Genomic DNA, 26714 nt, shown 5'->3' with positions numbered 1-26714 from the left:
CAACTAGAGAGGCAGGTTTCTTGAAGGGTCAACTTATATTTAACTTTTCTCCGTTCCTAACAAAGGCTACACCCAGGCCTTGCAGTAGTGGAACCGCACCATAAGTCATGAGGTTTTTAAATTATGCCAAGCCATATTCCTCAGTTATCAATTCAAAAGAAGTTTGACAGCATGATTAATAAATTTTGAGTAATGGAGAAATTTCACCCAAAGATCTATTCTGTATAAAACAAATCTTCTATATGATGAACTACAATTTTAATATTTCACTATAAAGAAGTAGATGAATTCAAAAAAGCCATAATCAAAATGAAACCGAACTCAAATGACCGGTTTTCTTTTTGATTATGGCTCTTTTTTGGAGCGGAAGTGCGAGACTCCTGCGGGAGCAGCGGGCAGGTGAGACCCCACAGGCGCTTACGCCGAGGAGGCTCACCGCCCGCCCCGAAGAAAGCGAGTATCTGGAGGGGAATCAACAACAACTCACTACCTGGTAAATAGCAACAAAGTATGTGAAAACTGCCTTGATCATTGATGTTTATATACTAATCGCCTCAATCCTTTAACATCTTATGCTGCCTGCTTTTGTTTCTGGTCTAAGCGATGACTCAGGAAAGTTAAAAGACTTGCCAAGATAGCAATCAGCCCGCCTACCCATGTGACACTCATCAAATTTCCCTGATGGTAAACAATTCCGCCTAATGCGGAACCAAAGGCGATACCGACATTGCTTGCCACAGGCATCAGTGAAGCGGCCAATCCTGTAGCTTTAGGTTGATAAATACCTGCTAGGTCTATCAAATATAGCTGGGTAGATGTTGTTAAAAGGATGGCCATTAATGACATCAAGCTAATGTTAACCAAGCCAAAGATAAAATTATCTGTCGTCCAATATAAACTGATCAGGACCACTGCTTGCACGAGAAAAACAAACCGGAGGCGTCCGATGGCATTGTAGCTGGCAATTTTACCAGCGAGTATGTTGCTGAAAATGGAAATGAATCCGTAGCCAAACAAGATCCAACTGATTGAACCACTTGGTGCTTCCATTCCTTTCAGGATCGGAACAAGATACGTATAAACGGCATACGTCGCTCCAAATCCAAGTGATGGAATGAAAAAAGCCATTAAGATTCGCGGGTGTGTCAACAAAGAAAATTGATCACGCATTGAACTGCGGAATGGACTGTGCATAGTAGGCAAAATGAAGAAAGATGCCAAAAATGCAATAGCTCCGAGTAAAGTCGTTAACAGGAAGGTTGCATTCCAGTCGTACCTTTCAGCGATGACAGTTCCAATTGGTACTCCGATCACGTTTGCAAGTGTAAAACCACCGAAAACGAATGAAATAGCAAGTCCACGTTTTGCGATTGGCATGTTTTCACTGGCAACGATCATGGCAAGAGAAATTAAAACTCCTGTTACAATCGCAGTCATCATCCGAAGTGCAAGGAGCATGACGTAGGTCGTCGAAATCACGCACAAAGCATTCAGGATGATGAACAAACCTATCAAAAACAACATCCATTTCCGTTTTGGAAAATGGCTGGTTGCCGACATCACGAGCGGTGTGGCAATGGCAAACGTAATGGCAAACGCAGAAACGAGTGTGCCTGCTTTTGCATTTGTAATATGGAGACTCGAGGAAATATCGGTTAAGATCCCGACGATAACAAATTCGCTTGTCCCGAGAACAAATGTTAATAAAGTAAGTGTTAAGATGAGCAGCCAATGCCGCTTGGTTAATTCTGTGGTGTGCATAAATACCTCTTTCCTTGATGAATGTAAAGTTGTCACAGGGTGGAAAAACAATCTAACTATCATACCATAAAACATTTTTATGAGGAAAACTCTTGCTTGCATAGTACCCATGATTATTTCCTGCTAAAAAAGCTTGTACCTGAATCATTCACTCATTTTACCGTAACCTGTTATGATATTAAAACAAAAAAAGAATTCGAAACGGATTAATAAGGAAAAGCATAAGGGTAACAAGATAATAAAAATGTAATACTCTATATCAGGGAGAAGAAATAAATCAAACAAGAAGGATGTGATCCTGATGGTTGATGAAATAAAACGGGAACAATGGAAAAAGAAAGTTATCGAAAATCTGAAGAGGGAAGCTGTCAAAAATATCATAGCAATAACGGGAGACCTAGCAAGATTAGATGCTAAAGTCAATAATACTTACACTGTATACATCAAGGATGGAAGGATGATAAAGAAGCAAACAAATGGGAAGTGTGTTGTCATTAATGGGAAAATACAAGGGTAAAAAGTAGTGTAGGAACAAAGAAGGCACTTTTTAGAATGCGAAGGAATATAGCGGCAGGACAGCTTCCTGCTTTTAAACCGGGTAAGGGATAAAGACGATAAAATAGTTGTATAGCGTAAAAAATACTCTGGGATGAGTTATTCTCCAGAGTATTTTTTTGTACTTGGCAGCGGCAGTTAGGCATCTATTTTTCCGAGGCAACAAAACAAAAATATGAAAACTTAGCTAAAACAGATTGACATTGATAATCATTATCACATAAAATACTAATTGAAAATGATTATCAATTTCGATTGTTTCTCTGCATGTTTATAAAATGAATTTCGAATAGGCGGTACCTCTGTCAAAAACGAACGGACTGACCCTAGTGCCAAGGTTGAAGAAGAATTCAAAAAAACTGAATGTGAGTGAAGGAGGAGCACCTATGGATAAAAATTTTATAATTTTAGAACTATTTCAGCATGAAGTAAGCTGCTGCTGCCCCGGTCAAAGGCACCAACATATAATTGAGTTTCTTCAAGGAGATGTTTGGACAATTACAAATGAACGGAAGTACATTGATTGCCTAGGATGGCATTCTTTAATAGTTGTCAACAACGAGTTTCAGTTTTTTATGCACGTGGAAGATATCGAGGAACTGTATTCCAAGGGCAGCATTTGCTCCATTTTAGATTTGAACCTTAAAATTAACCATTTGAGTTTTAAAGTAAACGAAGCACTAGATGCACATGATAGGGAGTCATTTCTTTCATTTTCCGATGAACTGAGCAATGTACAAAAAATTAAGAATAAAATGAACTCTGGTGATGTACATGCTTTTTAAGAAAACAAATTTCATGTACATATAACATAAAAACAATAAATCGTTCGAGATGTTGGAAGGGGAACTCATGTCTAAAATCATTATAATTTTTGCCAGTGTGAGTGGAAATACAGAAGAAATGGCGAATACCATTGCAGAAGGAATCACAGAAATCAGCGATGTGAGTATCGAAAAGATAGATATTATGGATGGTCCTGAAGCTTCCATGCTTGAAGATTACGATGGGATCATATTAGGAGCATATACGTGGGGAGACGGAGAGTTACCCGATGATTTTTTAGACTTTTATGAGGATATGGATCATATCGATCTAACTGGAAAGAAAGCTGCGGCGTTTGGTTCCTGCGATTCATCTTACCCACAATATGGTGCAGCCGTAGATATTTTAACAGAAAAATTAAGAGAACAGGGTGCTGTTATCGTCCTGGAAGGGTTAAAAGTAGAATTAACCCCAGAGGATGAGGATATTAAGAACTGCCAAAATTTCGGAAGGGAATTTATAAAGAATAGTTTTGTCACTTCAATATAGAATTTGAAATTTTATGAGGAGAGAGAGGAGAAGGGAATGATCGGTAGGGAACATCGGATTTCCATTGCTACTTTAACTGATTATCATTTACAGGATTTTATAAGATGTCCTTATCAATTTTACTATTTACATATAGAAGGAAAAATCACCACTCAATCGGATTGGAGGAAGATGGTTCAAGTTGTGGTTAATCAAGTTGTAAGTCGATATTATAAACTTCCTCCAAAAAGTCAGACGACTAAGAAGGTTTTGGAGTTCATAGATGATCATTGGAGTGCCATTGAAGTACGTCAGTTCGAGTCGAAGATTCATTATTATAAGACTCTTGCTAATATTACAGCTCATTTACTCCAATGTTTAACTACTGAAAGAATTGAAAATCCACCTTTGTTTTTATATGAAAAATTTAACATGAATATGGATGAGTTGGGTACCGAACTTTCCTTAACTTTTGAAGTGGCAGAATGGTCAGGCAACTCATTCATCATAAAGAAGTATTTAGTTGATACAGATGAAGAAATGAATCTTTTATTTAATAATATGATTTCGGTATTTTGTGAAAAGGCATTTGGTCAATTACCGGAAAGAATAGAGATATACTCGCTTATGGAAGGTAAAAAAGAAACATTTATACAACCAAGAAGGATGTTTCTGGTGGATTGGAATACCTCAACATGATCAAGAATCTTTTACAAGAACCCAAAAAGTATTTGAAAACGGATTCCTTAGCAGTTTGCAAAAGCTGTTCACACCAAAAAAGATGTTATGAAGGAATTAATATAAACCAAGAAAGATTTAGTAGTCAAAAATCGTGTTAAAAAAACTGTAATTTCAATCTGTATTATTACTAATTATAGTTTATTAAAGAGAAAAGAAGCGTTCCTTGCTTTTGCCTAATTAACTGAATCAGAGAAATACCCTTCCAAAAAGGTTTTGGAGGGTTATTGGGCATGGCCCAAAATAGTGGAAAATGAAAATTTTAGAGTAGGATTTGACATGCTATTAGCTGGTTTATTTGCTTTAACGAGGGCTGTTAAAGCAACCATTGTATTAAGCAAAAAAAGAATGAGATTTGAGCGTAAAAAGTAGAATTGTCTATTTATTACATTTTGTATTCCAAGAATAACCTCGACAGAATATAAGTTCAAAACCACAATCAAAGCGGTTAAGTCATAATCAAACCATTAAAAATGGGGAAAATTGATTTTTAAAAGGAAATTCCATACTTTTGTTGAACATGAATATTGAGGAACATTTTAATTGTTTGGAATTGTAATCGTTTACATCGAAGCGTTTAACATATTTTATTTGTTCATCGTAGTAATTATCAGTAATAAAAGAATGGAGGTTAGCCCATGGTTAGCACGATGGCAATCAATAAGGATGATTACCGTTCCTTTCTAACGGAAGAACATCTATTATTTAAACAATCAATTCGTGAATTTCTCGCCAAGGAGGCTGTCCCCTTTTATGATCAATGGGAAAAAGAGGGGGAAATACCTTACTCATTTTGGGAAAAGGTAGGAGATAATGGATTTTTATGTCCATGGATTGAAGTGGAATTCGGTGGAATAGGAGCAAATTTTGGATATTCTGTTGTACTGGCAGAGGAATTGGAGAGGGTGGGTTCAGCCTTGGGGGGAATATCCATTCATTCTGATGTTGTAGCCCCTTATATTGCTTCATTCGGAACAATAGATCAAAAACAAAGATATTTACCAAAGTTCATTACAGGGCAAATGATTTCTGCCTTTGCATGGACAGAGCCGGAAATGGGATCGGAATTAGCTGATATTCAAACCACAGCCATCAAGAAAGATGGCTATTATCTTCTCAATGGAGCCAAAACGTTCGTTACAAATGGCTTTAAAGCTGACTTCATGATAGTAGCATGCAAAACAGATCTAAATGCTGTTCCTCCCAAGGACGGAATCAGTCTACTGCTCATTGATAAAGATACACCAGGGTTATCACGGGGTAGAAAGCTTAGTAAACCAGAACAGGGAAGCCTAGGTACAGCCGAACTATTTTTCGATGATGCTTCAGTTCCAGTTGGCAACCTCCTTGGGGAGGAAGGGAAGGGCCTTTCATATATCATGCAAAAAATGCAGCAGGAAAGACTAATCTGTGTGATCAGTTCTATAATGGCAGCAAAAGACATGCTTCACTTGACGATGAATTTTATAAAAAGTCAAAAAGCTATTGATAAGAAAAGAAGTGCATTTAAAAATGCACAGTTTACCATCGCTGAAATTGCGACAGATATTCAACTGGGAAGAACGTTTATTGATGAGTTGATCTGTAAACATATGACTGGGGAGAATATCATAACTGAAGTATCGATGGCTAAACAATGGGTAACGGAGATGTCTAAGCGAATATCTGATAAGTGCATGCAGCTGCATGATCGTTACGGAAGTATGGGTGACGATAAAATTGCCCGGCGTCATCGGGACATTTCTTTGCCAACATTCTTTACAGGGACAGATGAAACTATAAAAACCCTGATTGCTAAAAATATAGGATTTTAATTCATTTTTAATACTATAAATCTATCAAACTGCCTCAGTTAAAATGGGGCAGTTTTTTTTACCATTTTATCAATATAAATACAATGAACTAGTTTTTTATAAAAAATGGTTTAAGCAGTTTACCTTATGGGTACAAGAGACTGTGCATATGGAAAATTAATATTTTTGTAAAATTTTTAATTGTATGCGAATGATGGAGGTGCTTTTTATGTTAAAAATCGAAAATGTATCGAAAATCTATAAGGGAGGAAAGAAAGCTGTAAAAAATATATCATTGGATATTAAAAAAGGGGAGTTCATTTGCTTCATTGGTCCGAGTGGATGTGGAAAGACAACGACAATGAAAATGATTAACCGTCTTATCGAACCATCTGAAGGCAAGATACTTATTAATGGTGAAAATATCATGGATAAAGACCCAGTCGAGCTTAGAAGACAGATCGGGTACGTTATCCAGCAAATCGGCCTTTTCCCTCACATGACCATTCTTGAAAATATCACCCTCGTTCCAAAACTTCTTAAATGGAATGAACAGAAGAAAAAGGAACGCGCACTGGAATTGCTTCAGCTTGTCGATATGGGACCTGAATACCTGGAAAGGTATCCCTACGAATTGAGCGGCGGGCAGCAACAAAGGATAGGCGTTCTCAGAGCGCTTGCTTCCAATCCTCCACTCATTTTAATGGATGAACCTTTTGGCGCACTAGATCCAATCACCCGCGATGCCCTTCAGGAGGAGTTTAAAAATCTGCAGCGCACACTTGATAAAACAATCGTTTTTGTTACGCATGATATGGATGAAGCCATTAAGCTAGCCGACAGGATCGTCATCTTAAAGGCTGGTGAAATCGTCCAAGTGGGAACACCGGATGAAATCCTCAGAAACCCAGCCAATGAGTTTGTTGAAGAATTCATCGGCAAAGATCGTTTGCTTCAAACTAGACCTAATGTTGAGTTGGTTGAACAAATCATGAGTCGAAACCCAATTTCCATTACAGAAGAAAAATCCCTTACCGATGCTATTACGATAATGCGCGAGAAAAGGGTCGATTCTTTACTTGTGGTCGATGAGCAAAATGTTTTGAAAGGGTTCGTAGATGTTGAAACGATCAGTGAATATCGAAAAAAAGCTAAATTTATCAGCGAAGTCATCAATACTGAAGTCTATTCAGTGAAACAGGATACTTTAATCCGTGATTCCGTTCAAAAGATTTTAAAACGAGGTTTCAAATACGTGCCTGTAGTTGACCAAAATAAACATTTGGTCGGAATTGTCACTAGGGCTACATTGGTCGACATCGTATATGACAGCATTTGGGGAGAGGAAGAAAATCAAGTGGCAGAAGTAGTAGAAATGTTTTAGGAGGTGTAAGAGATGGAAACAATGCTCGATTTTTTACAAACGAACTGGCAAGAATTGATTTTTAAAGCATGGGAGCACTTATATATTTCCATGATCGCTGTTTTCCTTGGAATAATAGTCGCTGTACCACTAGGGATAATGTTGACACGAATGAAAAGGAGCGCATCGATTATAATCGGAATTGCGAACATTATGCAGACATTGCCAAGCTTAGCGGTTCTCGCCTTTTTCATTCCTTTCCTTGGCGTTGGGAAAACACCCGCAATCATTGCGTTATTTTTCTATTCCGTTTTACCCATACTCAGGAATACATACACAGGCATTAAAGGAGTAAATGAAAATCTGCTGGAATCCGGACGGGGCATCGGGATGTCAAGCTGGGAGAGGATTCGTCTGGTAGAATTCCCGCTTGCACTTTCCGTCATTATGGCTGGTATCCGTACGGCTTCCGTCTATTTAATTGGATGGGCCACCTTAGCTTCCTTTATTGGAGGCGGGGGCTTGGGAGATTACATTTTTATCGGTTTGAATTTATACCAAACAGAATATATCATCGCTGGTGCAGTTCCGGTAATCATCATGGCTATCCTGGTTGATTATGTATTCTCGATCATAGAGCGAAAAGTCGTACCAAAAGGCTTGAAAGGCATGAAGGAAGTTGCTTGAGGAGGATTACCATGAATAAAAAAATAAGAAATACAATTTTAATGGCTCTTATCGTTTGTGCATTAATGATCACCGGCTGTTCTTTGCCTGGTCTAGGGTCATCTTCTGAGACTACTGTAAAGATCGGTGCCCAAAGCATGACCGAATCTGAAATCCTGGCGAACATGATCGCTCAACTCCTTGAAAGGAATACGGAACTTGATACGAAAATCATCAAAAATCTAGGTTCGAATTTCGTTCAGCAAAAAGCGATGGAGACCGGTGATATAGATATAGCCGCAACTCGATATACAGGGACTGATTTAACGAGTGTCCTGGGACAGGAAATCGAAAAGGACCCAGTAAAAGCGATGGAAATTGTTCAAAGGGAATTCAAGGAACAATATGGATTCAAATTTTTTGATTCTTATGGATTCGATAACACGTATGCCTTTACGATTTCAAATGAATTGGCTGAGGAAAAAGGGTATCAGAGTATATCGGATTTGGAAAAGGATGCAGATAATTTAAGGTTAGGTGTGGATAGTGCTTGGCTGAAAAGAAAAGGGGATGGTTATAAAGGATTCGTCGATACATATGGATTGGAGTTTGGCGAAACTTATCCGATGCAGATTGGCTTGGTATACGATGCAGTCAAAAATGGTCAGATGGATATTGTCCTTGCATATTCCTCGGATGGACGGATTAAGGTTAATGATTTGAAGCTCTTAGAAGATGATAAACAATATTTCCCTCCATATGACTGTTCACCGGTCGTTACTGAAGAATTGTTGGAACGGTATCCTGAAATTGAAGAGGAACTTAACAAGTTAATTGGCGAGATCACTACTGAAACCATGCAGGAACTGAATTATGAAGTGGATGGGAACTTGAAGGAGCCATCGGTCGTAGCATCGGAATTCCTTAAAGCACATAAATATTTTGAATAATTGGGAGGTGCAAACTAATGGAAACCTTGCAACAGTTGGGAACTTATTATTCCCAAAATTGGATGTATGTTCTTACTGAATTTTATCGCCATTTTTTAATGTCTGCTTATGGAGTGTTATTTGCAGCAATTGTAGCCATCCCGATAGGCATTTTCATCGCGAAACATAAGAAATTGAGTAATTGGGTATTTTCGATAACGAATGTCATACAAACCATACCAGCATTGGCTATGCTTGCACTCCTGATGCTAGTGATGGGGCTGGGGACAAATACGGTAATCTTATCGTTGTTTTTGTATTCATTATTGCCAATCCTGAGAAACACGTATGTCGGGATTACAAGTATAGATCATGCTTATTTAGAATCTGGCAAGGCAATGGGAATGACAAAGCTCCAGTTACTAAGAATGGTCGAACTGCCATTATCTCTATCTGTCATCATGGCTGGCTTACGTACAGCTCTTGTCGTTGCAATTGGGGTAACTGCTGTCGGTACATTCGTAGGGGCAGGCGGACTGGGAGATATCATTGTCAGGGGAACGAATGCGTCAAATGGAACGGCAATCATACTTGCAGGAGCAATTCCGACGGCATTGATGGCCATTCTTTCGGATCTTTTACTCGGATGGCTGGAACGGATTCTTTCACCGATAAAGAAGAAAAAAGTTCATACTGCCTAGAACAAATCAGGAAAATAAAAAAGCCGTTGCATGTTAATGCAATGGCTTTTTCTTAGCTTACCGATTAGAAGTCAGAAGCTTAGACTGGCAGATTTAGTTTTTTATTTCACGAAAAGGGTAACTATAAGGGTAGTCCTAAAAAAAGTATAAGGGGAATCATTCATGAAACTTACACCTGAGCAGCGTATTGAACTTCATGGCTTTAATAATCTTACGAAATCTTTAAGCTTTAATATGTATGATATTTGTTACACAAAAACCAGGGAAGAGAGGGAGTCCTACCTGGATTATATCGATGAACAATATAATGCAGAGCGGCTTTCGAAGATCCTGCACAATGTTGCGGATTTAATAGGGGCGCATGTTTTAAATACGGCCAAACAGGATTATGTCCCTCAAGGCGCCAGTGTAACCATTCTTGTTTCAGAAGGGCCTGTCGTCGAAGTGCCTATGGGGACTTATGAGGAATCACCAGGGCCTTTACCTGATAATGTGGTCATGCAACTGGATAAAAGCCATATTACCGTACATACATACCCTGAATATCATCCAAATGAAGGCATTAGCACATTCAGGGCCGATATCGATGTCTCTACATGTGGAGAAATATCACCCCTTAAAGCCCTTAATTATCTTATTCATTCCTTCGATACCGACATTATCACGATCGATTATCGAGTAAGAGGATTTACGAGAGATAAAGATGGGCGGAAATTGTTCATTGATCATGATATTAATTCCATTCAAAACTATATTCCTGATGAAGTAAAAGGTTTATATGACATGATCGATGTAAATGTATACCAGGAAAATATATTCCATACGAAATGTAAGCTGAAAAGGTTCGATATAAATAATTATTTATTCGGTTATACAGAGGAAAAGCTGAATAAAGAGGAAAGGCAGGAAATTATAGAAAGGCTTCAAACGGAAATGGATGAAATTTTTTATGGTGCCAATGTTCCGCATCCAATAGAAAAAAACAAGCATGCCGATTAAGGGATGCTTGTTTTTATTGAAAAGTTAATTTAGATGGAAAGCCTGAACCAATACATAGCCGAGGCAACTCAATAATATAGAGCCGACCAGTCCAGCAATAAAAGGCTTACCGCCATATTTCCTAAAAGTTACAAGATCAATATTCAATCCTAGTCCCGCCATCGCCATTGCCATGAGGATATAGGAAAGCATAACAAGCTTTTCGGCTAAAGGTTCAGGAACTGCACCTGAAGAATAAATGGCACTCATCAATAAAAATCCAAAAATGAACCACGGTATCTGAATGGATTTCCAGGAAAATCTCTTTCCGGTAACCGTTGATCGTTCTTTCCAATTCATGATGAATCCAATTAAAATGGCAACGGGAATGAGCAGGGCCACCCTAGTCAATTTGACCACCACTGCCAAGTCGACAGCCTCATTTCCCCCTGGTGCCGCAGCGGCGATGACGTGAGCGATTTCATGGAGTATCGCACCCGAAAAAATACCATATCCTTGATCGGATAACTCCATTAATGGATATAGGAGCGTATATCCGAAGGTGAAGGTTGTACCTAATACAGCAACCGTCGCTACAGCGATTGCTGTATCTTTTTCTTTTGCTTTTATTTGGGAGGAAATTGCCAGTATGGCAGCAGCTCCGCAAATTCCCGTTCCGCAAGCTGTCAATATCCCAAGCTTTTTCTCAACTTTAAATAGGCGGGTCAATCCATAAACTACTAATATACCAAATGCAAGACTAATGGCACCAACTGCAAATGTTTTCGGACCGGCATTAATAATATCCTTTAGGTTCAAGCGCATACCCAATAAGATAATGCCCACTCTCAAAAGGGCTTTACTTGAATAATTTGTCCCAGCAACGGCGTAAACCGGGACACCGATTAGCGACTTCCAAACAACACCAATCAGAATTGCAATGACTAACTGTCCCATTATATGAAGGAATGGAAGCTCTGCTAAGTATTTTGCTGCAATGGCAATTAGCAAAGTCAATGCTATTCCTTTTATAAATCCGAGTTTTTTAGTTTCAATTTTTATTTGTTCCAGTGTGATCACTCCATCTATGTTGATGCTTTTAACTTTAAAACTAAATTAAAAATAAGTGAAATATATTTTTGCTATTTCAATGATTACTTCTACTTATGATAAAATGAAACGCATAGGGAAATAGGGAGGTAACAATGGATCCGTTAAAAGTATTCGTAACTGTAATCGAACAGAAAAACTTTTCAAGAGCAGGGGATATCCTGAACCTGTCGCAGCCAGGAGTCAGTCTTCACATAAGGAATCTGGAAAATGAGTTAGGAACGAAATTAATTTATCGTTCCCCCAAACAAGTTCAAATAACAGAGCCGGGAAAAATTTTGTATAGACATGCAAAGCAAATGCTTAATCATTATGAAACAGCAAAAAGAGAAATAAATGAATTTAATAACGTGGTTAGCGGAACGATGAAAATAGGTGCAAGCTTCACGATAGGGGAATATTACCTTCCAAAAGTATTGGCAGAATTTGCGGCACAATATCCGATGGTGGATATACAAATCATCATCTCTAATTCAAATGATGTCATTCAAGGAATCCGTTCGAATAAGCTTGATATAGGCTTGATTGAAGGGGAAACGGATTATAAAGATATAGATGTCAGGCCCTTCATGAATGACGAGATGATTGTGGTCGTTCCCCCGGATCATCCACTTTCACAGATGGATCTCATCGAAGGCAATATGCTCCAAAACCAAACATGGGTACTTAGGGAGCAAGGATCGGGGACCCGTACATATTCCGATAAACTTCTGAGCAGTCTGGAGTTAAACATAAAAAAAACCTTTATTTTCACCAGTATCCAAGGAGTGAAAGAAGCGGTGATGGCTGGACTCGGCATTGCCTTGTTATCCCGATTGACAGTACAAAAAGAATTGAAGTCCAATGAATTGAAAACTTTCCATTTGAAAAATGAGCCCCTAATAAGACCTTTTTCGATCGTGAAAAAGTTGGACTTTGAAGCATCAAAAGCCATGGAGCTGTTTCTAAGGAAGGTCGAAGAATTTGCGATAAAGGGCCGTCCTAAATAAAACCCTGAACATTTGCTCATCCTTTCATTTTCAATGAAGAGGTTGGGCATTTTTAACGACGAATTATTATTAATTTTAATGAAAACGTCGAAAGTAATTTGGAATATGTCAATGTTTAAACGAATTTTACGTATTTTAACATAATTGCAAACATATAAATTAAATAGGTAGTCTCCAGGAAATTCTAAGCCCCTGTAGACTTTTCCTGATATTAATAATCTTAAAAGGAGCAACCACATTGGCTATAGAGGAGCAGAAAGATAAACGGATTTCTGTTTTCGACAGGATTATAGGATTCATGCCAAAATTTTATGTGATTGGGACAATTTTAATTTTTGTTTACACGTTAGTCGCGATGGCTCATTTAGGTATCCAAACTTTAAAAAAGCCAGAGGAAACCATTGTACCTGCCCCCCCTGTTTCTCAGGGATTTGAACATACATTGATATCGTTAATCATCGAACCTATCGTAACATCTGAATTTTATCAAATCATCTTTAACACATTATTCCTTTACCTAGTTTGGATATTGCTATTCCTATTAGCCCCGATTGCTTTTTACCGTTTAAAACACTTTAAATTCTTTAATATCGAAATTGAAATTGAAAAACAAGATGCAGCCGTTTATGAAGTATTCAGCATGAGCAGTTCAAAAATGAAATTTGCAGCCTATTTAACATCCGAGGAATTTCAATTGGAGATATCAGAGGAAATTGCCAACAGCAAAGACTTTAAAACACCCTTAATCTATACATTGGACTGTGCCGAGGATTTTTATTCCGATCAATTAGGTCTTTCCTTTACCTATGATATCTATACCCTGAACCAGTTCAAAAAAGCAAAGCTACCTAAATCCATCAAAGCGATGCTTGAAAAGTCCATTCAAACCGGCGATCCGTGCATTACGAATAAAAGCAATAGCGATAGTGAATATTACAAGAACTTTCTTATCCATTATTTCGAAAACATGGACGGGAAATTCGTCACCGTCTTAAATAGTTATCAAACTGAATTCGATACATTCGATAAATCACTGCTTAAAATCCTGCAAAACGTCATATACGATTACTATTTACAATATAACTATATTTACGAAGCAAGTGAGAAGCTGGAAAAGAATGAAACCATTTCCCCCAATAATTAAAAAAACCACCCTACAAGTGGTTATTTTTTTTGGAAAGGTGATTGTTAATTATATTTTGGACAATTACATTATTACCAATGAGCTCTGACGATTTATTTACATGCTGTTCCCGAAAATCCATGTTCTTTATTTTCTTGGACTTTTTCCCATTTTTAAAATTATTGAAGGCATTTAAAAAAGCTATCTGAATCACTCCCCTTATAGATTAGTATATTCATATTTTGGATAAAATTTCATGAAAAACCTCAATTTACTGAAAAATATTTTGCGTATTTAGAGTAATGAAAATTACCTAAACAAAGCAATTATAGACATTTAGAAAAAGTGTTTTAAATGTACGAAAAGGTATTATATTTGCTCTAATCTCTGATTTCTTTGGCTTTATTTATAAGAACTAGAGAAATTCCCCCCAAAATGTTGTATAGTTAGGTATGCAGAGATTCGAACAAACATTCGTTTCTTGAGCAGATTACTTCTTAGAGGCAGGAGAGAGACAGTGAACGGGACAGCACACATGGCCATAGGGGCAACAGTTGGATTCTTGACGGCAAACACACTTCAAACAGATCCAACCACCACTTTATTCTTGGTGGGCATCGGGGGAGTTTCAGGGCTGATGCCCGATATGGATATTGATGGGAAGTTAAGTAATAGGATTACCTTTTCACATAAGTTTATCCGAACGATAGCACAAACGATTGGAATTTTAATGATCATTTATAGTCTTTTGGAAGGCTCTGAAACGGAAAAGTGGATCGGTGCAGGAGCAGGAATCGGAATCATCATTATTTCATCTTTCATTAGGCAAAGGCATATGCTGACCTTGACTGGATTAGCGGTATTAGGAGGCGGTTTATCTTTGCAGGAAAGCTGGTTGTGGCTTTTTGGAGTCTATATTATCCTGGCATCCTTTACACCACATAGAAGTTATACCCATTCGATTGCCGGTATCGCTTTCTTTGGCATCATTGCCTTTCAATTCGAAGCCTTTATGGGGATTGACGGAATTTTCGCCACTTGTTCATTAGGATACATAAGTCATTTAATTGCAGATTTGAAATGTTTACCTTTTAATAAACGTGGAGTGAAATTATTTCTTCCATTTTTCTCAAAAGAATTTTGACAGTGGTTTTTTACCGCTGTTTTTTTATGAAGAAAAGATAGTTTTATTAAAGGTGCTTTTCAATATATTGAATGGACACTTGATTCGACTTATTTCTATGTTTTATATGGTCATTCTTCCTAAATCTACTAAATGTAACATATTCGTAAAGATCCTGTGATGCGAGTGATATAGCTTTTCTAGTATATTAGGTTTAGCAAATCACATCAGGGGGTAAATAATTTGTTTAAGAAAATTGTCGTCGGATTGTCATTGGCTATCACGCTTGTAACCGCATCCTTTGCCGGAAACCAAGTGGAAGCTGCTTCATATCATACAAAAGCGATTAAAGTGGCTAAAAGTGAACTAGGTACAAAATATAAAATGGGTGGCATTTCTTCATCAGGTTTTGATTGTTCGGGTTTAGTGAAGTATTCATATCAAAAGGCTGGTAAGAATTTACCAAGAACTGCTGCTGACATATATAAAAAAGGAAAGAAAGTTAAAAGCCTGCAAAAAGGTGACTTAATGTTCTTTGCACCAAATAAAGCGAAAAAACCCACACATGTGGCCATATACATAGGAAACAATGAATTCATACACTCGTCATCATCAAAAGGAGTGTCATACGCTAAAACCAATAATAGTTATTGGAAGCCAAAGTATATCGGTGCGAAACGTATATAATAGAAGAAAATCAATCTTAATATAAAAAAGCTAAGAGACTTAATGAAGTCTCTTTCAATTTGTAGACAAAAAGGTTTCGGAAGGATTCATTCCGAAACCTTTTTGGTTTTTTATTGGAATTGAATCAGCTATTGCGGAAAGGAAAGCATGGCATGGGTTGAACAACGAGGGGACTTTTAAGAAAGTATCGATATCACCTCAAGTATTAATACTGCTTAAAAACAAAAAAAAGTATTCTATCTTAAAATTAAAACAAAGATGATTGGAACGGAAGGTGTGAGACTCCTGAGGGAAAAGCGCGTCAAGGGGAGGCCCCACAGGTGCGAAGACGCCGAGGAGGCTCCCCGACCGCCCGCGGAAAACGAGTACCTGGAGTGGAAATCCAACGTTTAAAAATTGTACTAACCATAAAGAGACTTAATAAAGTCTTTTTTTGTTTTAAAAAATAGGCTCATTTCGTAAAGATTGTTGTTTTTAAAATGAAACTATATAAGGGTGATTGGAGCGGAAGTGCGAGACTCCTGCGGGAGCAGCGGGACAGGTGAGACCCCACAGGCGTTTACGCCGAGGAGGCTCACCGCCCGCACCAAGGAAAGCGAGCATCTGGAGGGGAAATCAACCACACCGCACTACTTAGTAAATAGCAACAAAGTATGCGAAAACAGCCAAAAAATAAGAGTGAATGAGGCACATGGACAAGAGAATTGGCATTTTGCTAATAGTTTAAGGTTATGGTAAGTCCTGAATTGGGTAATCGGTAGTATGAAGCATTCATGAAAGCTTTTTAGTTGACTGGAAATGGATAGTTTAATATGCTAAGCAAACCAAATCGAAGGAATTCCTTTTTTTCAAAAAAATTCCCAGACAAAATTATTGAAAGTCAAAGAAGGTCAATGTATAATAAAGTCAGAAAGTCAAAGAAGGTCAAAGATTTGCTTTCAATTTAATTTTTTAAAGGAGGAGTACTACATGCTTTGTGAAAAATGCCATGTAAACCAAGCTAATATTCAAGTTCACCTAAATATGAATGGTCAGGAGCATGATGTGAAACTGTGCTCCACTTGTTATAAAGAAGAACGAAACAAACTTGGAGCAGCTATGGGCGGAATGGATATGGGGAAATTCCAATTTAACGGATCTCCAAATTCATTCAATCCATTTAATTATAATGGTGTACCAAAACCGGATTCAGCTGAAAATGGCGAGGACGGAGGATTGCTTGAGGAGTATGGCCGCAATTTGACCGATGCTGCTAAAGCAGGACTTATTGATCCGGTAATCGGACGAAATGAAGAAATCAAACGCGTCATTGAAGTTCTAAACAGACGCAATAAAAATAATCCAGTTTTAATCGGTGAACCTGGTGTCGGTAAAACAGCCATTGCTGAAGGTCTTGCTTTAGCGATTGTTGAAGGTTCGGTGCCAGTGAAATTACGTAATAAGCTAGTATTTATGCTTGATGTAGCATCCCTTGTTTCCAATACTGGAATTAGAGGGCAATTCGAAGAAAGAATGAAGCAATTGATCAGCGAATTACAGGAAAGGAAAAATGTCATTTTATTCATCGATGAAATTCATCAGCTTGTGGGGGCAGGTTCGGCCGAAGGATCAATGGATGCAGGAAATATCTTGAAACCTGCACTTGCACGCGGCGAACTTCAGCTTGTCGGAGCAACCACTTTATCCGAATATAGGAAAATTGAAAAAGACGGTGCCCTTGAAAGACGTTTCCAGCCTGTACAGGTTAACGAACCTACAACGGCTGAGGCATTGGTCATCTTACGCGGTTTAAAAGAAAGTTATGAATCTTATCATGGTGTAACATATAGTGAGGAAGCCCTAAAAGCGGCTGTTGAACTTTCGAACCGCTACATTCAAGACCGATTCCTCCCTGACAAGGCAATAGACTTAATGGATGAAGCTGGTTCCAAATTGAACTTGACCATCGAAGACGGCCAGGTAGAAAACATGAAAGAACGACTGGCGCAAATTTATAAAGAAAAAGAAATGGCCTTAAAAGAAGAAGCATATGAAAAGGCTGCCGTTCTTCGTGATGAAGAAGAAAAACTGGAAAAGTCATTGCAAGCAGGGGAAGATGCAATTAAGCCAACCGTAACCATTGAAGACATTCAAAATATCATCGAACAAAAAACCGGCATTCCTGTAGGTAAGCTCCAAGAAGATGAGCAAGAAAGAATGATTCATCTCCAAGCGGAGCTGATGAAAAAAGTAATCGGGCAGGAAGAGGCTGTCAAAAAGGTATCCAAGGCCGTTCGAAGAAGTCGTGCCGGGTTAAAATCCAAAAATCGTCCTACCGGTTCTTTCCTTTTCGTCGGTCCGACAGGAGTCGGTAAAACCGAATTGGCGAAAACTCTTGCTGAGGAATTATTCGGGGACAAGGACGCTATGATTCGTCTTGACATGAGTGAATTCATGGAGAAACACAGTGTGTCCAAATTAATTGGTTCTCCTCCTGGATATGTAGGACATGAGGAAGCTGGACAATTGACTGAAAAAGTTCGCCGCAAGCCTTACAGTATCATCTTATTGGATGAAATCGAAAAGGCACATCCGGATGTCATGCATATGTTCCTGCAAATCATGGAAGATGGCCGCTTAACCGACAGTCAAGGCCGGACCGTTACTTTTAAAGATACCGTGATCATCATGACGAGTAATGCAGGAGTCGGTGAGAAACAAAAAGTAATGGGATTCGGAACAAGTTCAGCTGTGGAAGAGGCTTCAATCCTGCAATCTTTAGGGAGCTTCTTCAAACCCGAATTCTTGAACCGGTTCGATAGCATCATTGAATTCTCTGCATTGAAGAAAGAAGATCTTCTGCAAATTGTTGATATCATGATTCACGAGCTAGACGAAACACTTGCTGCAAATGGTTTATCTTTAGATGTGACCAATGAAGCGAAACAAAGGCTAATTGAACTCGGATATCACCCAACTTTCGGGGCGAGACCGCTCCGCCGTGTTCTTCAAGAACAGCTCGAAGATGGCATCACCGACTTTATCTTTGAGCAGCCTGAAGTTAAGAACTTCACTGCAATTATTGAAGATAACTCAGTGAAAATTATTAAAACACCATAAAGAGTACTAGAAATGCCTCCAAGACCGTAAAACTGTTATGGAGGCATTTTTTTCTTTTTTTGGATTCACTTTTCATTAAACGATAAGTAAGGTCCAGCAAAATGACCTGCTGCTTTCGATTATTAAATATAGATTTCTGAATTTTCGACATAATTTGCAGATTGGATGTTTTGATGGGTAATGCCTGTGGAATCATAACATAATGGAAGATTCGCTCATGATTATAAAAATGAATAATTCCTGTTCTAAAATGGGAATTTCAATGGAGGAATGACCTATTAAAGATTCACTTTCTTATTTTGAAGAGGAAAATAAAAATAACCAAAAACCTATGGATAATGAAACGGAAAATCAGTTGGAATCCCTGCCGATTGCTAATATTAATCCGGTAAACCCGTCAGAATTGGATGATTTATATTTTTATGAAGGCAAAGATTTAGGAAATTCCTATCTTAAAGATAAAACGGCATTCCGGTTATGGGCACCACTTGCATCTGAAGCCAAGCTAGTTACTTATAAACATTGGGATGATACAGATGGAATGGAGATTCAAATGGTTCGTTCGGAAAAGGGGACCTGGACCATTGAGCTGAACGGAAATCAGGATGGATTGATTTATACATATAAAGTGAAATTGGGAGAAACCTGGAGCGAAGCCGTCGATCCCTATGTTCGCGCAGTTACTGTTAATGGTGATAAAGGGGTCGTGATAGATTTAACAGATACGAACCCAAAAAGGTGGACACGGGATAAACCACCTCTTGAAAAAGCTGAGGACATAGTCATTTATGAATTGCATACACGTGATTTATCGATTCATCCTGAAAGCGGAATCCATCATAAAGGTAAATTCTTAGGAGTAGTTGAAGCCGGAACCAAAGGTCCAGAAGGAGCGAAAACGGGTCTTGATCATATTAAAGATCTAGGTGTTACCCATGTTCAGTTTATCCCGATATTTGATTTTGCTACAGTCAATGAAAAGAAATTGAATGAACCACAATATAACTGGGGATATGATCCACAGAATTATAACGCTCCCGAAGGCTCTTATTCGACTGATCCGTATCAGCCAAAAGTAAGGATCCGGGAGTTAAAGGAAATGATACAAGGTTTACATGACCACGGGTTACGAGTGATCATGGATGTTGTATATAATCACGTTTATTCTGTGGAAGACTCAAACTTCCATAAACTCGTTCCCAAATACTTTTTTCGCTATAACGCCGATGGCACCTTATCGAATGGAACTGGTGTAGGAAATGATACTGCTTCCGAACGTAAAATGATGCGAAAATTCATCGTTGAATCTGTGACCTATTGGGCGAAGGAATTTAACCTTGATGGTTTCCGTTTCGATTTAATGGGTATTCACGATGTGGAAACGATGAATGTAGTGAAAAAGGCACTGGCAGAAATTGATCCGACCCTCATTGTTTTGGGCGAAGGCTGGGATATGGATACACCCTTGGCCCAAGAGCTGAAAGCAAATCAAAAGAATGCTTTTAAAATGCCTGGAATCGCTCACTTTAATGATGCGATCCGAGATGGTTTAAAAGGGTTTGTCATGAATGAACATGATAAGGGATTCGTCAATGGCAAACCAGGAATGGAAGATATTATAAAAAAGGGCATCGCTGGTGGTTTGAAATATGATGAAGATATCGCCACATATCAAAGACCAGATCAGGTAATCAATTATGTTGAAGCACATGATAATTATACGTTATGGGATAAGCTGCTCATCACTAATCCAGATGCTACGGAAGAAAAACGGAAACAGATGCATAAATTAGCTTCGGCAATTGTCTTACTGTCACAGGGAATTCCCATGATACATGCTGGACAAGAGTTTATGCGCACGAAGGATGGAGATGAAAACAGCTATCAATCTTCTGATTGGATTAACAGGTTGGATTGGAAAAGGAGAGCGGAGTTAGATCGGGAAGTGGAGTATATGAAAGGGCTGATTTCTCTCAGGAAAAATCATTCTGTTTTTAGGTTAAGCACACCCGAAGAAATTGAGGAGCAATTACAATTCATTGATGCTCCGCCAAATGCGGTTGCATTCACCTTACAACATCAAGATTATAAAATGGCAGTGATTCATAATGCAAATTGGGACGCGATAACCATTACTCTTCCGCACGAAGGTAATTGGTCCGTTTTAGTGGATGGTCAGCGTTCGGGCCTGGAAGAAATTGATAGGATTAAAGGTAGTCAGATAACCGTTGCCCCTTTAAGTTCGTTTGTATTGAAAGCAAACACTAATCAATGATACTAAAGTCGAAGTGAGTGAATACTATGTCTCACTTCGGCTTTGGTTCATTTTCTAATATGAAATTGGTCAAATGAAGACTTCCATTATTCACTTTCACAAGTTTGAGAAAATTTGTGCGAGGGTAGAAAATACCAAATGATAAATTTTATCGTTTTTTAAGAGGGGAGCGATTATTTTGCCAGAGAAAGTGCATGTAAAAATCAATGGTGCTGAGACCAGTGTGGAAGGTAATCAAACAATATTACAAATGCTGACGGATAGCTCCATTGAAGTCCCGAATGTTTGTTACCACCCTAGCCTAGGTCCTATCGAAACATGTGATACATGTTTAGTGAGCGTTAATGGGGAACTAGTTAGATCATGTTCCACCAAGATCAAAGATGGGGATGTAATCGATACAGCCGGAGCAGAGGTAAAAGAAGCACAGGTCATGGCGATGGACAAGATATTATATAACCATGAGCTTTATTGTACGGTTTGCGATTATAATAATGGCACTTGTGAAATACACAATTCCGTTAAGGAAATGAAGGTAAATCATCAAAGTGTTCCTTTTGATCAAAAACCCTATGAAGTGGATCGGTCAAATCCATTCTATCGATATGACCCAGATCAATGCATCCTTTGCGGCCGTTGTGTTGAAGCTTGTCAAGATGTACAGGTCACTGAAACATTGACTATTGATTGGGAAGCAAAACGTCCGCGTGTCATTTGGGATGATAATGTTCCGATCAATGAATCTTCATGTGTGTCATGTGGGCACTGTTCCACAGTTTGCCCGTGTAATGCAATGATGGAAAAAGGGATGGAGGGTGAAGCCGGATTTTTAACTGGCATCGCTAAACAAACTCTTCGACCTATGATAGAAATTACGAAAAATGTTGAAACGGGTTATGGCTCGATTTTAGCGATTTCAGATATGGAATCCGCCATGAGGGATGCAAGGATCAAGAAGACAAAAACGGTTTGTACATATTGTGGTGTAGGATGCAGCTTTGACGTTTGGACCAAAGACCGTAAAATCCTTAAGATCGAACCGCAAGTGGAGGCACCTGCAAATGGAATTTCGACTTGCGTTAAAGGGAAATTCGGATGGGATTTCGTGAATAGTGAAGAAAGACTAACAAAACCTTTAATTAGAGAAGGGGATGCGTTCAGAGAGGCTGAATGGGAAGAAGCCCTTGAATTGATTTCCCGTAAATTCACCGACATTAAGGATTCTCACGGTCCGGATTCGATGGCTTTCATAACGTCTTCCAAATGCACCAATGAAGAGTCCTATTTAATGCAAAAACTGGCTAGGGGCATCATCGGCACGAATAATGTTGATAACTGTTCCCGGTATTGTCAGACACCGGCTACTTTGGGACTATTCAGAACGGTTGGATATGGTGGAGATACAGGGGGCATAAAGGATATCGAAAATTCCGAACTTGTATTGATCATAGGCTCCAATACATCCGAATCACACCCCGTGTTGGCTACAAGAATCAAGCGTTCCCATAAACTGGGGAAACAGAAGCTGATAGTCGCAGACATCAGAAAGCATGAAATGGCTGACCGTTCCGACCTCTTCATCCAGCCTGCTCCGGGATCGGATATGATATGGCTATCGGCCGTCACTAAATATATCGTCGATAAAGGTTGGACAGATAAAGACTTCATTAAAAATCGTGTAAATGGGATGGAGGAATATATCAAGACTTTAGAACCCTACACAATGGATTATGCGGAAAAAGTAACAGGCGTAGCTAAGGAAGATTTAATTACGTTGGCAAAAGCCATTCATGAAGCGGGAAGCGTTGCAGCGCTTTGGGCCATGGGCGTTACCCAGCATGGCGGAGGAAGTGATACGAGTACTGCAATTTCCAATCTCTTTCTCATAACGGGCAACTACGGTAAACCTGGAACAGGCACTTACCCTTTACGCGGACATAATAATGTACAAGGAGCCAGTGATTTTGGCAGTATGCCGGATCGCTTGCCAGGTTATGAAAAAGTAACGGACAAAAAGGTACGAGCGAAATATGAAAACATCTGGGGTACAAAAATACCCGAAAACCCTGGCCTTAATAATCATGAAATGGTCGAAGGGATTCATTCAGGTACCATTAAAGCCATGTACTTAAAAGGTGAAGATATGGGTATGGTCGATTCGAATATCAATCATGTCCATAAAGCATTTGAAAAACTGGACTTCTTTGTGGTACAAGATATCTTCTTATCAAGAACGGCTGAATTCGCGGATGTCGTTCTTCCCGCAAGCCCAAGCTTTGAAAAAGAAGGTACTTTCACGAATACGGAACGCCGTATTCAACGTCTTTATCAAGTCTTTGAACCGCTTGGCGACTCAAAGCCTGATTGGCAAATTATATTGAATGTCGCTAATTCGTTAGGAGCCGGCTGGAATTATGAGCATCCAAGTGAAATTATGGAAGAAGCCGCTAAACTATCACCGTTATATGCAGGAGTAAGGTATGAACGCTTGGAAGGTTATAAAAGTCTTCAATGGCCAGTTGCTTCAGATGGTAAAGATACGCCACTGTTATTCACGGAAGCATTTCCTTTCCCTGATGGAAAAGCAAGGTTATTTCCAGTCGAATGGACCAAACCGATTGACTTTGGGGATGAGTTCGATATCCATGTGAATAATGGCCGTTTATTGGAACATTTCCATGAAGGAAACATGACCTATAAATCAAAAGGCATCACTTCCAAAACGCCAAAAGTCTTCCTTGAGGTATCCCGGGAATTGGCAAAAGATAGAGGGCTTGAGGATGGCACTCTTGTTCGGCTTACTTCACCGTATGGACATGCAAAAGTGGAATGTCTGATTACGGATCGTGTAAAAGGTAAAGAAGTTTATCTTCCGATGAACGATTCAGGTGACGGGGCAATCAACCAATTGACAAGCAGCCATTCAGATAAAGATACTGATACTCCTGCCTATAAGGAAGTTCAAGCAAAAATGGAAGTGCTCAGGGTCAAAGGAGACAATCCATTGCCGAGCATCAACCATCGTAATGGTAATCCACAACCGCAGATAGGTGTACAAGTACAAAAAAAATGGGCCCGCGAAGATTATATATTCCCTGGTGACCTCTTGAAGATCAAAAAGGAGGAGAGGAACCGTGGCTAAAGCGACAAAAGTGATCAATCGAATCAGCATTAGTGATGAAGAAAGAAGAAGGATTGAACTCGAGGATATCGAGCGTACCCTTTTGGAAAATAAAGAAGTGATTAAAGAAACGTTTGAAGTCATGAAGGGCATGCAGGATCGTGGGATATTATCGATGGTTAACAACTTGTTGAAGGAAGGGGATAAAGTGCTGAACATTCTTGTCAAGACAGCGGACACCCCAGAAACGGCAAATACGCTGAAAAATCTGCTTCTCATACTTGGCACATTAGGGACACTTAATGTTCAGCAGCTTGAACCGCTAATCCTCAAAGTCAACTCAGGGATTGCCCGTGTGGCCGAAGCTGATAAAACGCCAGAAAAGCCAAGTTATTTAGCATTACTGCGTTCCTTGAATGACCAAGAAGTCAAACAAGCCATGACCTTCCTGATGACTTTTATTAAAGGAATGGGAGAAGATACAAGCGATCTGGAAAGAACCACCCAATTACCGGAGAATCAGCATTTGCATAAAACGAATGAAACAGCGGAAATAGAACGGCCCGCCTCAAGAAAATCATACGGATCAAGTATTCCCAGTAAAAGCGGAAGCGATAAAAAACGAAACACCGGTTGGTTTTGGATTGCAGCAGGAGTTTCACTCGTAACGATTCCACTAACCTTATCTAAAAGTAGGAAATAAAGTGCCTTGCTCGTTAAACTTATTGAAGTGGACGTAGAATCGTATACGAAATTGACTTTGTTTTTTGAGAACCCATTAAAAATATTTAAGCCGATGATTGCCAAAAGGGAATGCATCGGTTTTTTTCGTTGAACGTGCTATCAAAATTTCTCTCGCCATCCTTTTATTACATATACTTATATGAGATACAAATAATAAAAGCAATCATAAGTGAAACGAACACACACTTAATTATTAAGGGGCGGAAAAGTTAGAATAGGACGCTCTTTTAAAAGAGCTAAAGAAAACCTACAACCGATGGCACCTATTATGTGAGGGAGTGAAAATGTAAAGAGATTGATGAAAGAGCTCGGGCATAGTTCAGATTTGTCCGTGCGAATGGTTGAATCTCCACACCAAAAATCGGTAAAGCCAACTGTAATCCACCTTGACGGATTGGCAGATGGTAACATCATTATGGAAAGAGTTGATTCCTACAGGTATCACCGTGCCTTTTGGAGAATTGATTACGATTACGATGATCCTTCCGTATTTGAATAAAAAGAGTTCTGCCGTTAAAGTGGGCCTCTTTGCATAATTATAGGTGGGGTTTCCTTAACCCTCAATTCGATCGTTCTTTGTCCGTATTAGGTCCTTATTGATAACCGCTTATATAAAACAAAAAATTAAACCAGCTGCTTCATGAAGAGGGAGGCTGCCGGTTTTTGATAGCTGAGGATATAAACAAATATAAAAAAATATGGTAAATAACAAGAGCAGAAAGTAATCTTATCCACGACCTACGATCAAATATTGTTTGATTCTAAAGAAAGAGCCATATATTCAAGCCCTGTAGGTTGTCGAGGAGTATAATAAGTAAATACGTGCCTAAAAAACACAATGATGGTAGCGCTCTTATCAAAGTATCACCTCATTCTTTTATCTTAAAGCGTGGTAAATACTTTAAAATTATGTACGAAAGTCGTACCAGAAAGCCATTTTAGTATAATTGCCATTTTAAATCCTAATAATTAAGGAAACTTATGCTTGTAGAAACAACTTACGTGCCATAAAATGGGAGTATTAAAAGGAGCAAGGAGTGTAAAAATGAATCTGAAATTAATGACGGTCACTATGGGAATCTGTTTTTCGATAATACTTTCAGGTTGTTCAAGTGAAGAGGAAAGTGTTGTACAAAAAGAAAGCGGCCATGAAGGACATTCAGAGCATACGGTATCCGGAGATCTTCAGGAGGAGACAAGCAGTAAGGAAATAGCGCCGGATTTCTTAGCTGAAAAACCAGAGGATATGAAGACAATCTATTTAGCTGTTGCACAAAATAAAGATTTACTAGAAAAAATACCTTGTTATTGCGGTTGCGGAGAGTCAGCTAACCATAAAAATAATTATGATTGCTTTATCCATGAGAATAAAAAAAATGGGGAAGTGGTTTGGGATGACCACGGGACAAGATGCGGAGTTTGCTTGGAAATTGCTGCGCAATCCATATTGGACTTGAATGATGGCATGAGCGTCAAAGAGATCCGGAATAAAGTCGATGAAAAATATAAAAGTGGGTATGCCAAACCAACTCCTACCCCTGAAGTGTAAGTGAAAAAAAGTATGAAATTCTAGACTGAAATGATAACTTGGAAAAATGGTTTTGGCCCGATATTCTTTCGGAAAAAGGCCATTTTTTTAATTTCTTGGAACGGTGGATTTTTCACA

The 26714-nt window shown here is 38.8% G+C and carries 20 protein-coding genes and 2 pseudogenes; 20 read left to right on the top strand and 2 right to left on the bottom strand.

Annotated elements, in window-relative coordinates; all coding sequences use genetic code 11:
- Positions 1–570 precede the first annotated feature (570 nt).
- Positions 571–1761, bottom strand: a complete 1191-nt coding sequence (locus AC2YHV_RS04255; RefSeq protein ID WP_098185960.1) for an MFS transporter — start codon at positions 1759–1761, stop codon at positions 571–573.
- 301 nt (positions 1762–2062) lie between these two features.
- Here AC2YHV_RS04255 and AC2YHV_RS04250 point away from each other — a divergent pair, with 301 nt between their 5' ends.
- The 10 genes from AC2YHV_RS04250 to speD all read left to right on the top strand — a co-directional run bounded on the left by AC2YHV_RS04250 (position 2063) and on the right by speD (position 10798).
- The gene (locus tag AC2YHV_RS04250; RefSeq protein WP_034306869.1) at positions 2063–2278 is read left to right on the top strand and encodes a hypothetical protein; all 216 of its coding nucleotides are present in this window, start codon (positions 2063–2065) and stop codon (positions 2276–2278) included.
- 424 nt (positions 2279–2702) lie between these two features.
- On the top strand, positions 2703–3101 hold the full coding sequence (locus AC2YHV_RS04245; protein ID WP_063576171.1) for a hypothetical protein: 399 nt from the start codon (positions 2703–2705) through the stop codon (positions 3099–3101).
- Positions 3102–3168: 67 nt separating this feature from the next.
- On the top strand, positions 3169–3630 hold the full coding sequence (locus AC2YHV_RS04240; RefSeq protein WP_487372666.1) for a flavodoxin: 462 nt from the start codon (positions 3169–3171) through the stop codon (positions 3628–3630).
- 36 nt (positions 3631–3666) lie between these two features.
- The gene (locus tag AC2YHV_RS04235; RefSeq protein WP_487372665.1) at positions 3667–4308 is read left to right on the top strand and encodes a hypothetical protein; all 642 of its coding nucleotides are present in this window, start codon (positions 3667–3669) and stop codon (positions 4306–4308) included.
- Positions 4309–4985: 677 nt separating this feature from the next.
- Positions 4986–6161 (top strand): acyl-CoA dehydrogenase family protein, encoded by a 1176-nt coding sequence (locus tag AC2YHV_RS04230; RefSeq protein ID WP_487372663.1) that lies wholly within the window; start codon positions 4986–4988, stop codon positions 6159–6161.
- A 208-nt stretch (positions 6162–6369) separates the two neighbouring features.
- Positions 6370–7524: a betaine/proline/choline family ABC transporter ATP-binding protein gene (locus AC2YHV_RS04225; RefSeq protein ID WP_053535096.1), complete on the top strand. Its 1155-nt coding sequence runs from the start codon at positions 6370–6372 to the stop codon at positions 7522–7524.
- Positions 7525–7536: 12 nt separating this feature from the next.
- Positions 7537–8190: an ABC transporter permease gene (locus tag AC2YHV_RS04220; RefSeq protein WP_063576176.1), complete on the top strand. Its 654-nt coding sequence runs from the start codon at positions 7537–7539 to the stop codon at positions 8188–8190.
- An 11-nt stretch (positions 8191–8201) separates the two neighbouring features.
- On the top strand, positions 8202–9119 hold the full coding sequence (locus AC2YHV_RS04215; RefSeq protein WP_057277589.1) for an osmoprotectant ABC transporter substrate-binding protein: 918 nt from the start codon (positions 8202–8204) through the stop codon (positions 9117–9119).
- Positions 9120–9136: 17 nt separating this feature from the next.
- Positions 9137–9799 (top strand): ABC transporter permease, encoded by a 663-nt coding sequence (locus AC2YHV_RS04210; RefSeq protein WP_034306858.1) that lies wholly within the window; start codon positions 9137–9139, stop codon positions 9797–9799.
- Between the two features lie 162 nt (positions 9800–9961).
- On the top strand, positions 9962–10798 hold the full coding sequence (speD, locus tag AC2YHV_RS04205; protein WP_054395755.1) for an adenosylmethionine decarboxylase: 837 nt from the start codon (positions 9962–9964) through the stop codon (positions 10796–10798).
- A gap of 24 nt (positions 10799–10822) precedes the next feature.
- Here the strand turns inward: speD and AC2YHV_RS04200 are convergent, their stop codons facing one another.
- Positions 10823–11848 carry a YeiH family protein gene (locus AC2YHV_RS04200; RefSeq protein WP_487372677.1) on the bottom strand — a complete coding sequence of 342 codons (1026 nt, stop codon included), beginning with the start codon at positions 11846–11848 and terminating at the stop codon, positions 10823–10825.
- 134 nt (positions 11849–11982) lie between these two features.
- Between AC2YHV_RS04200 and AC2YHV_RS04195 the strand changes: the two genes are divergently transcribed.
- The 10 genes and pseudogenes from AC2YHV_RS04195 (at position 11983) to AC2YHV_RS04150 (ending at position 26597) form a co-directional block, all read left to right on the top strand.
- A complete protein-coding gene (locus AC2YHV_RS04195; protein WP_048680535.1) occupies positions 11983–12876 on the top strand; it encodes a selenium metabolism-associated LysR family transcriptional regulator in 894 nt (297 codons plus the stop codon).
- Positions 12877–13114: 238 nt separating this feature from the next.
- Complete coding sequence (locus tag AC2YHV_RS04190; RefSeq protein WP_487372659.1) at positions 13115–14020, top strand: hypothetical protein; 906 nt, start codon at positions 13115–13117, stop codon at positions 14018–14020.
- Positions 14021–14516: 496 nt separating this feature from the next.
- Complete coding sequence (locus AC2YHV_RS04185; RefSeq protein WP_098185970.1) at positions 14517–15143, top strand: metal-dependent hydrolase; 627 nt, start codon at positions 14517–14519, stop codon at positions 15141–15143.
- A gap of 222 nt (positions 15144–15365) precedes the next feature.
- Positions 15366–15809, top strand: a complete 444-nt coding sequence (locus AC2YHV_RS04180) for a C40 family peptidase (RefSeq protein WP_063576181.1) — start codon at positions 15366–15368, stop codon at positions 15807–15809.
- 969 nt (positions 15810–16778) lie between these two features.
- Positions 16779–18908 (top strand): ATP-dependent Clp protease ATP-binding subunit, encoded by a 2130-nt coding sequence (locus tag AC2YHV_RS04175; protein ID WP_487372657.1) that lies wholly within the window; start codon positions 16779–16781, stop codon positions 18906–18908.
- 388 nt (positions 18909–19296) lie between these two features.
- Positions 19297–21183 (top strand): annotated as a pseudogene (gene pulA / locus AC2YHV_RS04170) (type I pullulanase); the annotation flags it as partial.
- Positions 21184–21361: 178 nt separating this feature from the next.
- Positions 21362–24325, top strand: a complete 2964-nt coding sequence (gene fdhF, locus AC2YHV_RS04165; protein ID WP_487372655.1) for a formate dehydrogenase subunit alpha — start codon at positions 21362–21364, stop codon at positions 24323–24325.
- A pseudogene (locus tag AC2YHV_RS04160) lies at positions 24318–24839 on the top strand (helical membrane plugin domain-containing protein); the annotation flags it as partial. The gene fdhF and the pseudogene AC2YHV_RS04160, both read left to right, overlap by 8 nt.
- Before the next feature lie 610 nt (positions 24840–25449).
- The gene (locus AC2YHV_RS04155) at positions 25450–25584 is read left to right on the top strand and encodes a hypothetical protein (RefSeq protein ID WP_400449306.1); all 135 of its coding nucleotides are present in this window, start codon (positions 25450–25452) and stop codon (positions 25582–25584) included.
- A 509-nt stretch (positions 25585–26093) separates the two neighbouring features.
- The gene (locus AC2YHV_RS04150) at positions 26094–26597 is read left to right on the top strand and encodes a PCYCGC motif-containing (lipo)protein (RefSeq protein WP_170956451.1); all 504 of its coding nucleotides are present in this window, start codon (positions 26094–26096) and stop codon (positions 26595–26597) included.
- Positions 26598–26714 lie beyond the last annotated feature (117 nt).

Source organism: Peribacillus sp. SRI_006 (genome assembly GCF_057586375.1).
Note: the sequence above shows the minus strand (reverse complement) of the source record. Positions and strands in the feature narration are given on the sequence as shown.

Bases quoted from the DNA above. Each gene is read 5' to 3' on its own strand.
- AC2YHV_RS04255 (WP_098185960.1), bottom strand. From the start codon at position 1,761: ATGCACACCACAGAATTAACCAAGCGGCATTGGCTGCTCATCTTAACA.
- AC2YHV_RS04250 (WP_034306869.1), top strand. From the start codon at position 2,063: ATGGTTGATGAAATAAAACGGGAACAATGGAAAAAGAAAGTTATCGAA.
- AC2YHV_RS04245 (WP_063576171.1), top strand. From the start codon at position 2,703: ATGGATAAAAATTTTATAATTTTAGAACTATTTCAGCATGAAGTAAGC.
- AC2YHV_RS04240 (WP_487372666.1), top strand. From the start codon at position 3,169: ATGTCTAAAATCATTATAATTTTTGCCAGTGTGAGTGGAAATACAGAA.
- AC2YHV_RS04235 (WP_487372665.1), top strand. From the start codon at position 3,667: ATGATCGGTAGGGAACATCGGATTTCCATTGCTACTTTAACTGATTAT.
- AC2YHV_RS04230 (WP_487372663.1), top strand. From the start codon at position 4,986: ATGGTTAGCACGATGGCAATCAATAAGGATGATTACCGTTCCTTTCTA.
- AC2YHV_RS04225 (WP_053535096.1), top strand. From the start codon at position 6,370: ATGTTAAAAATCGAAAATGTATCGAAAATCTATAAGGGAGGAAAGAAA.
- AC2YHV_RS04220 (WP_063576176.1), top strand. From the start codon at position 7,537: ATGGAAACAATGCTCGATTTTTTACAAACGAACTGGCAAGAATTGATT.
- AC2YHV_RS04215 (WP_057277589.1), top strand. From the start codon at position 8,202: ATGAATAAAAAAATAAGAAATACAATTTTAATGGCTCTTATCGTTTGT.
- AC2YHV_RS04210 (WP_034306858.1), top strand. From the start codon at position 9,137: ATGGAAACCTTGCAACAGTTGGGAACTTATTATTCCCAAAATTGGATG.
- speD (WP_054395755.1), top strand. From the start codon at position 9,962: ATGAAACTTACACCTGAGCAGCGTATTGAACTTCATGGCTTTAATAAT.
- AC2YHV_RS04195 (WP_048680535.1), top strand. From the start codon at position 11,983: ATGGATCCGTTAAAAGTATTCGTAACTGTAATCGAACAGAAAAACTTT.
- AC2YHV_RS04175 (WP_487372657.1), top strand. From the start codon at position 16,779: ATGCTTTGTGAAAAATGCCATGTAAACCAAGCTAATATTCAAGTTCAC.
- AC2YHV_RS04155 (WP_400449306.1), top strand. From the start codon at position 25,450: ATGGTAACATCATTATGGAAAGAGTTGATTCCTACAGGTATCACCGTG.
- AC2YHV_RS04150 (WP_170956451.1), top strand. From the start codon at position 26,094: ATGAATCTGAAATTAATGACGGTCACTATGGGAATCTGTTTTTCGATA.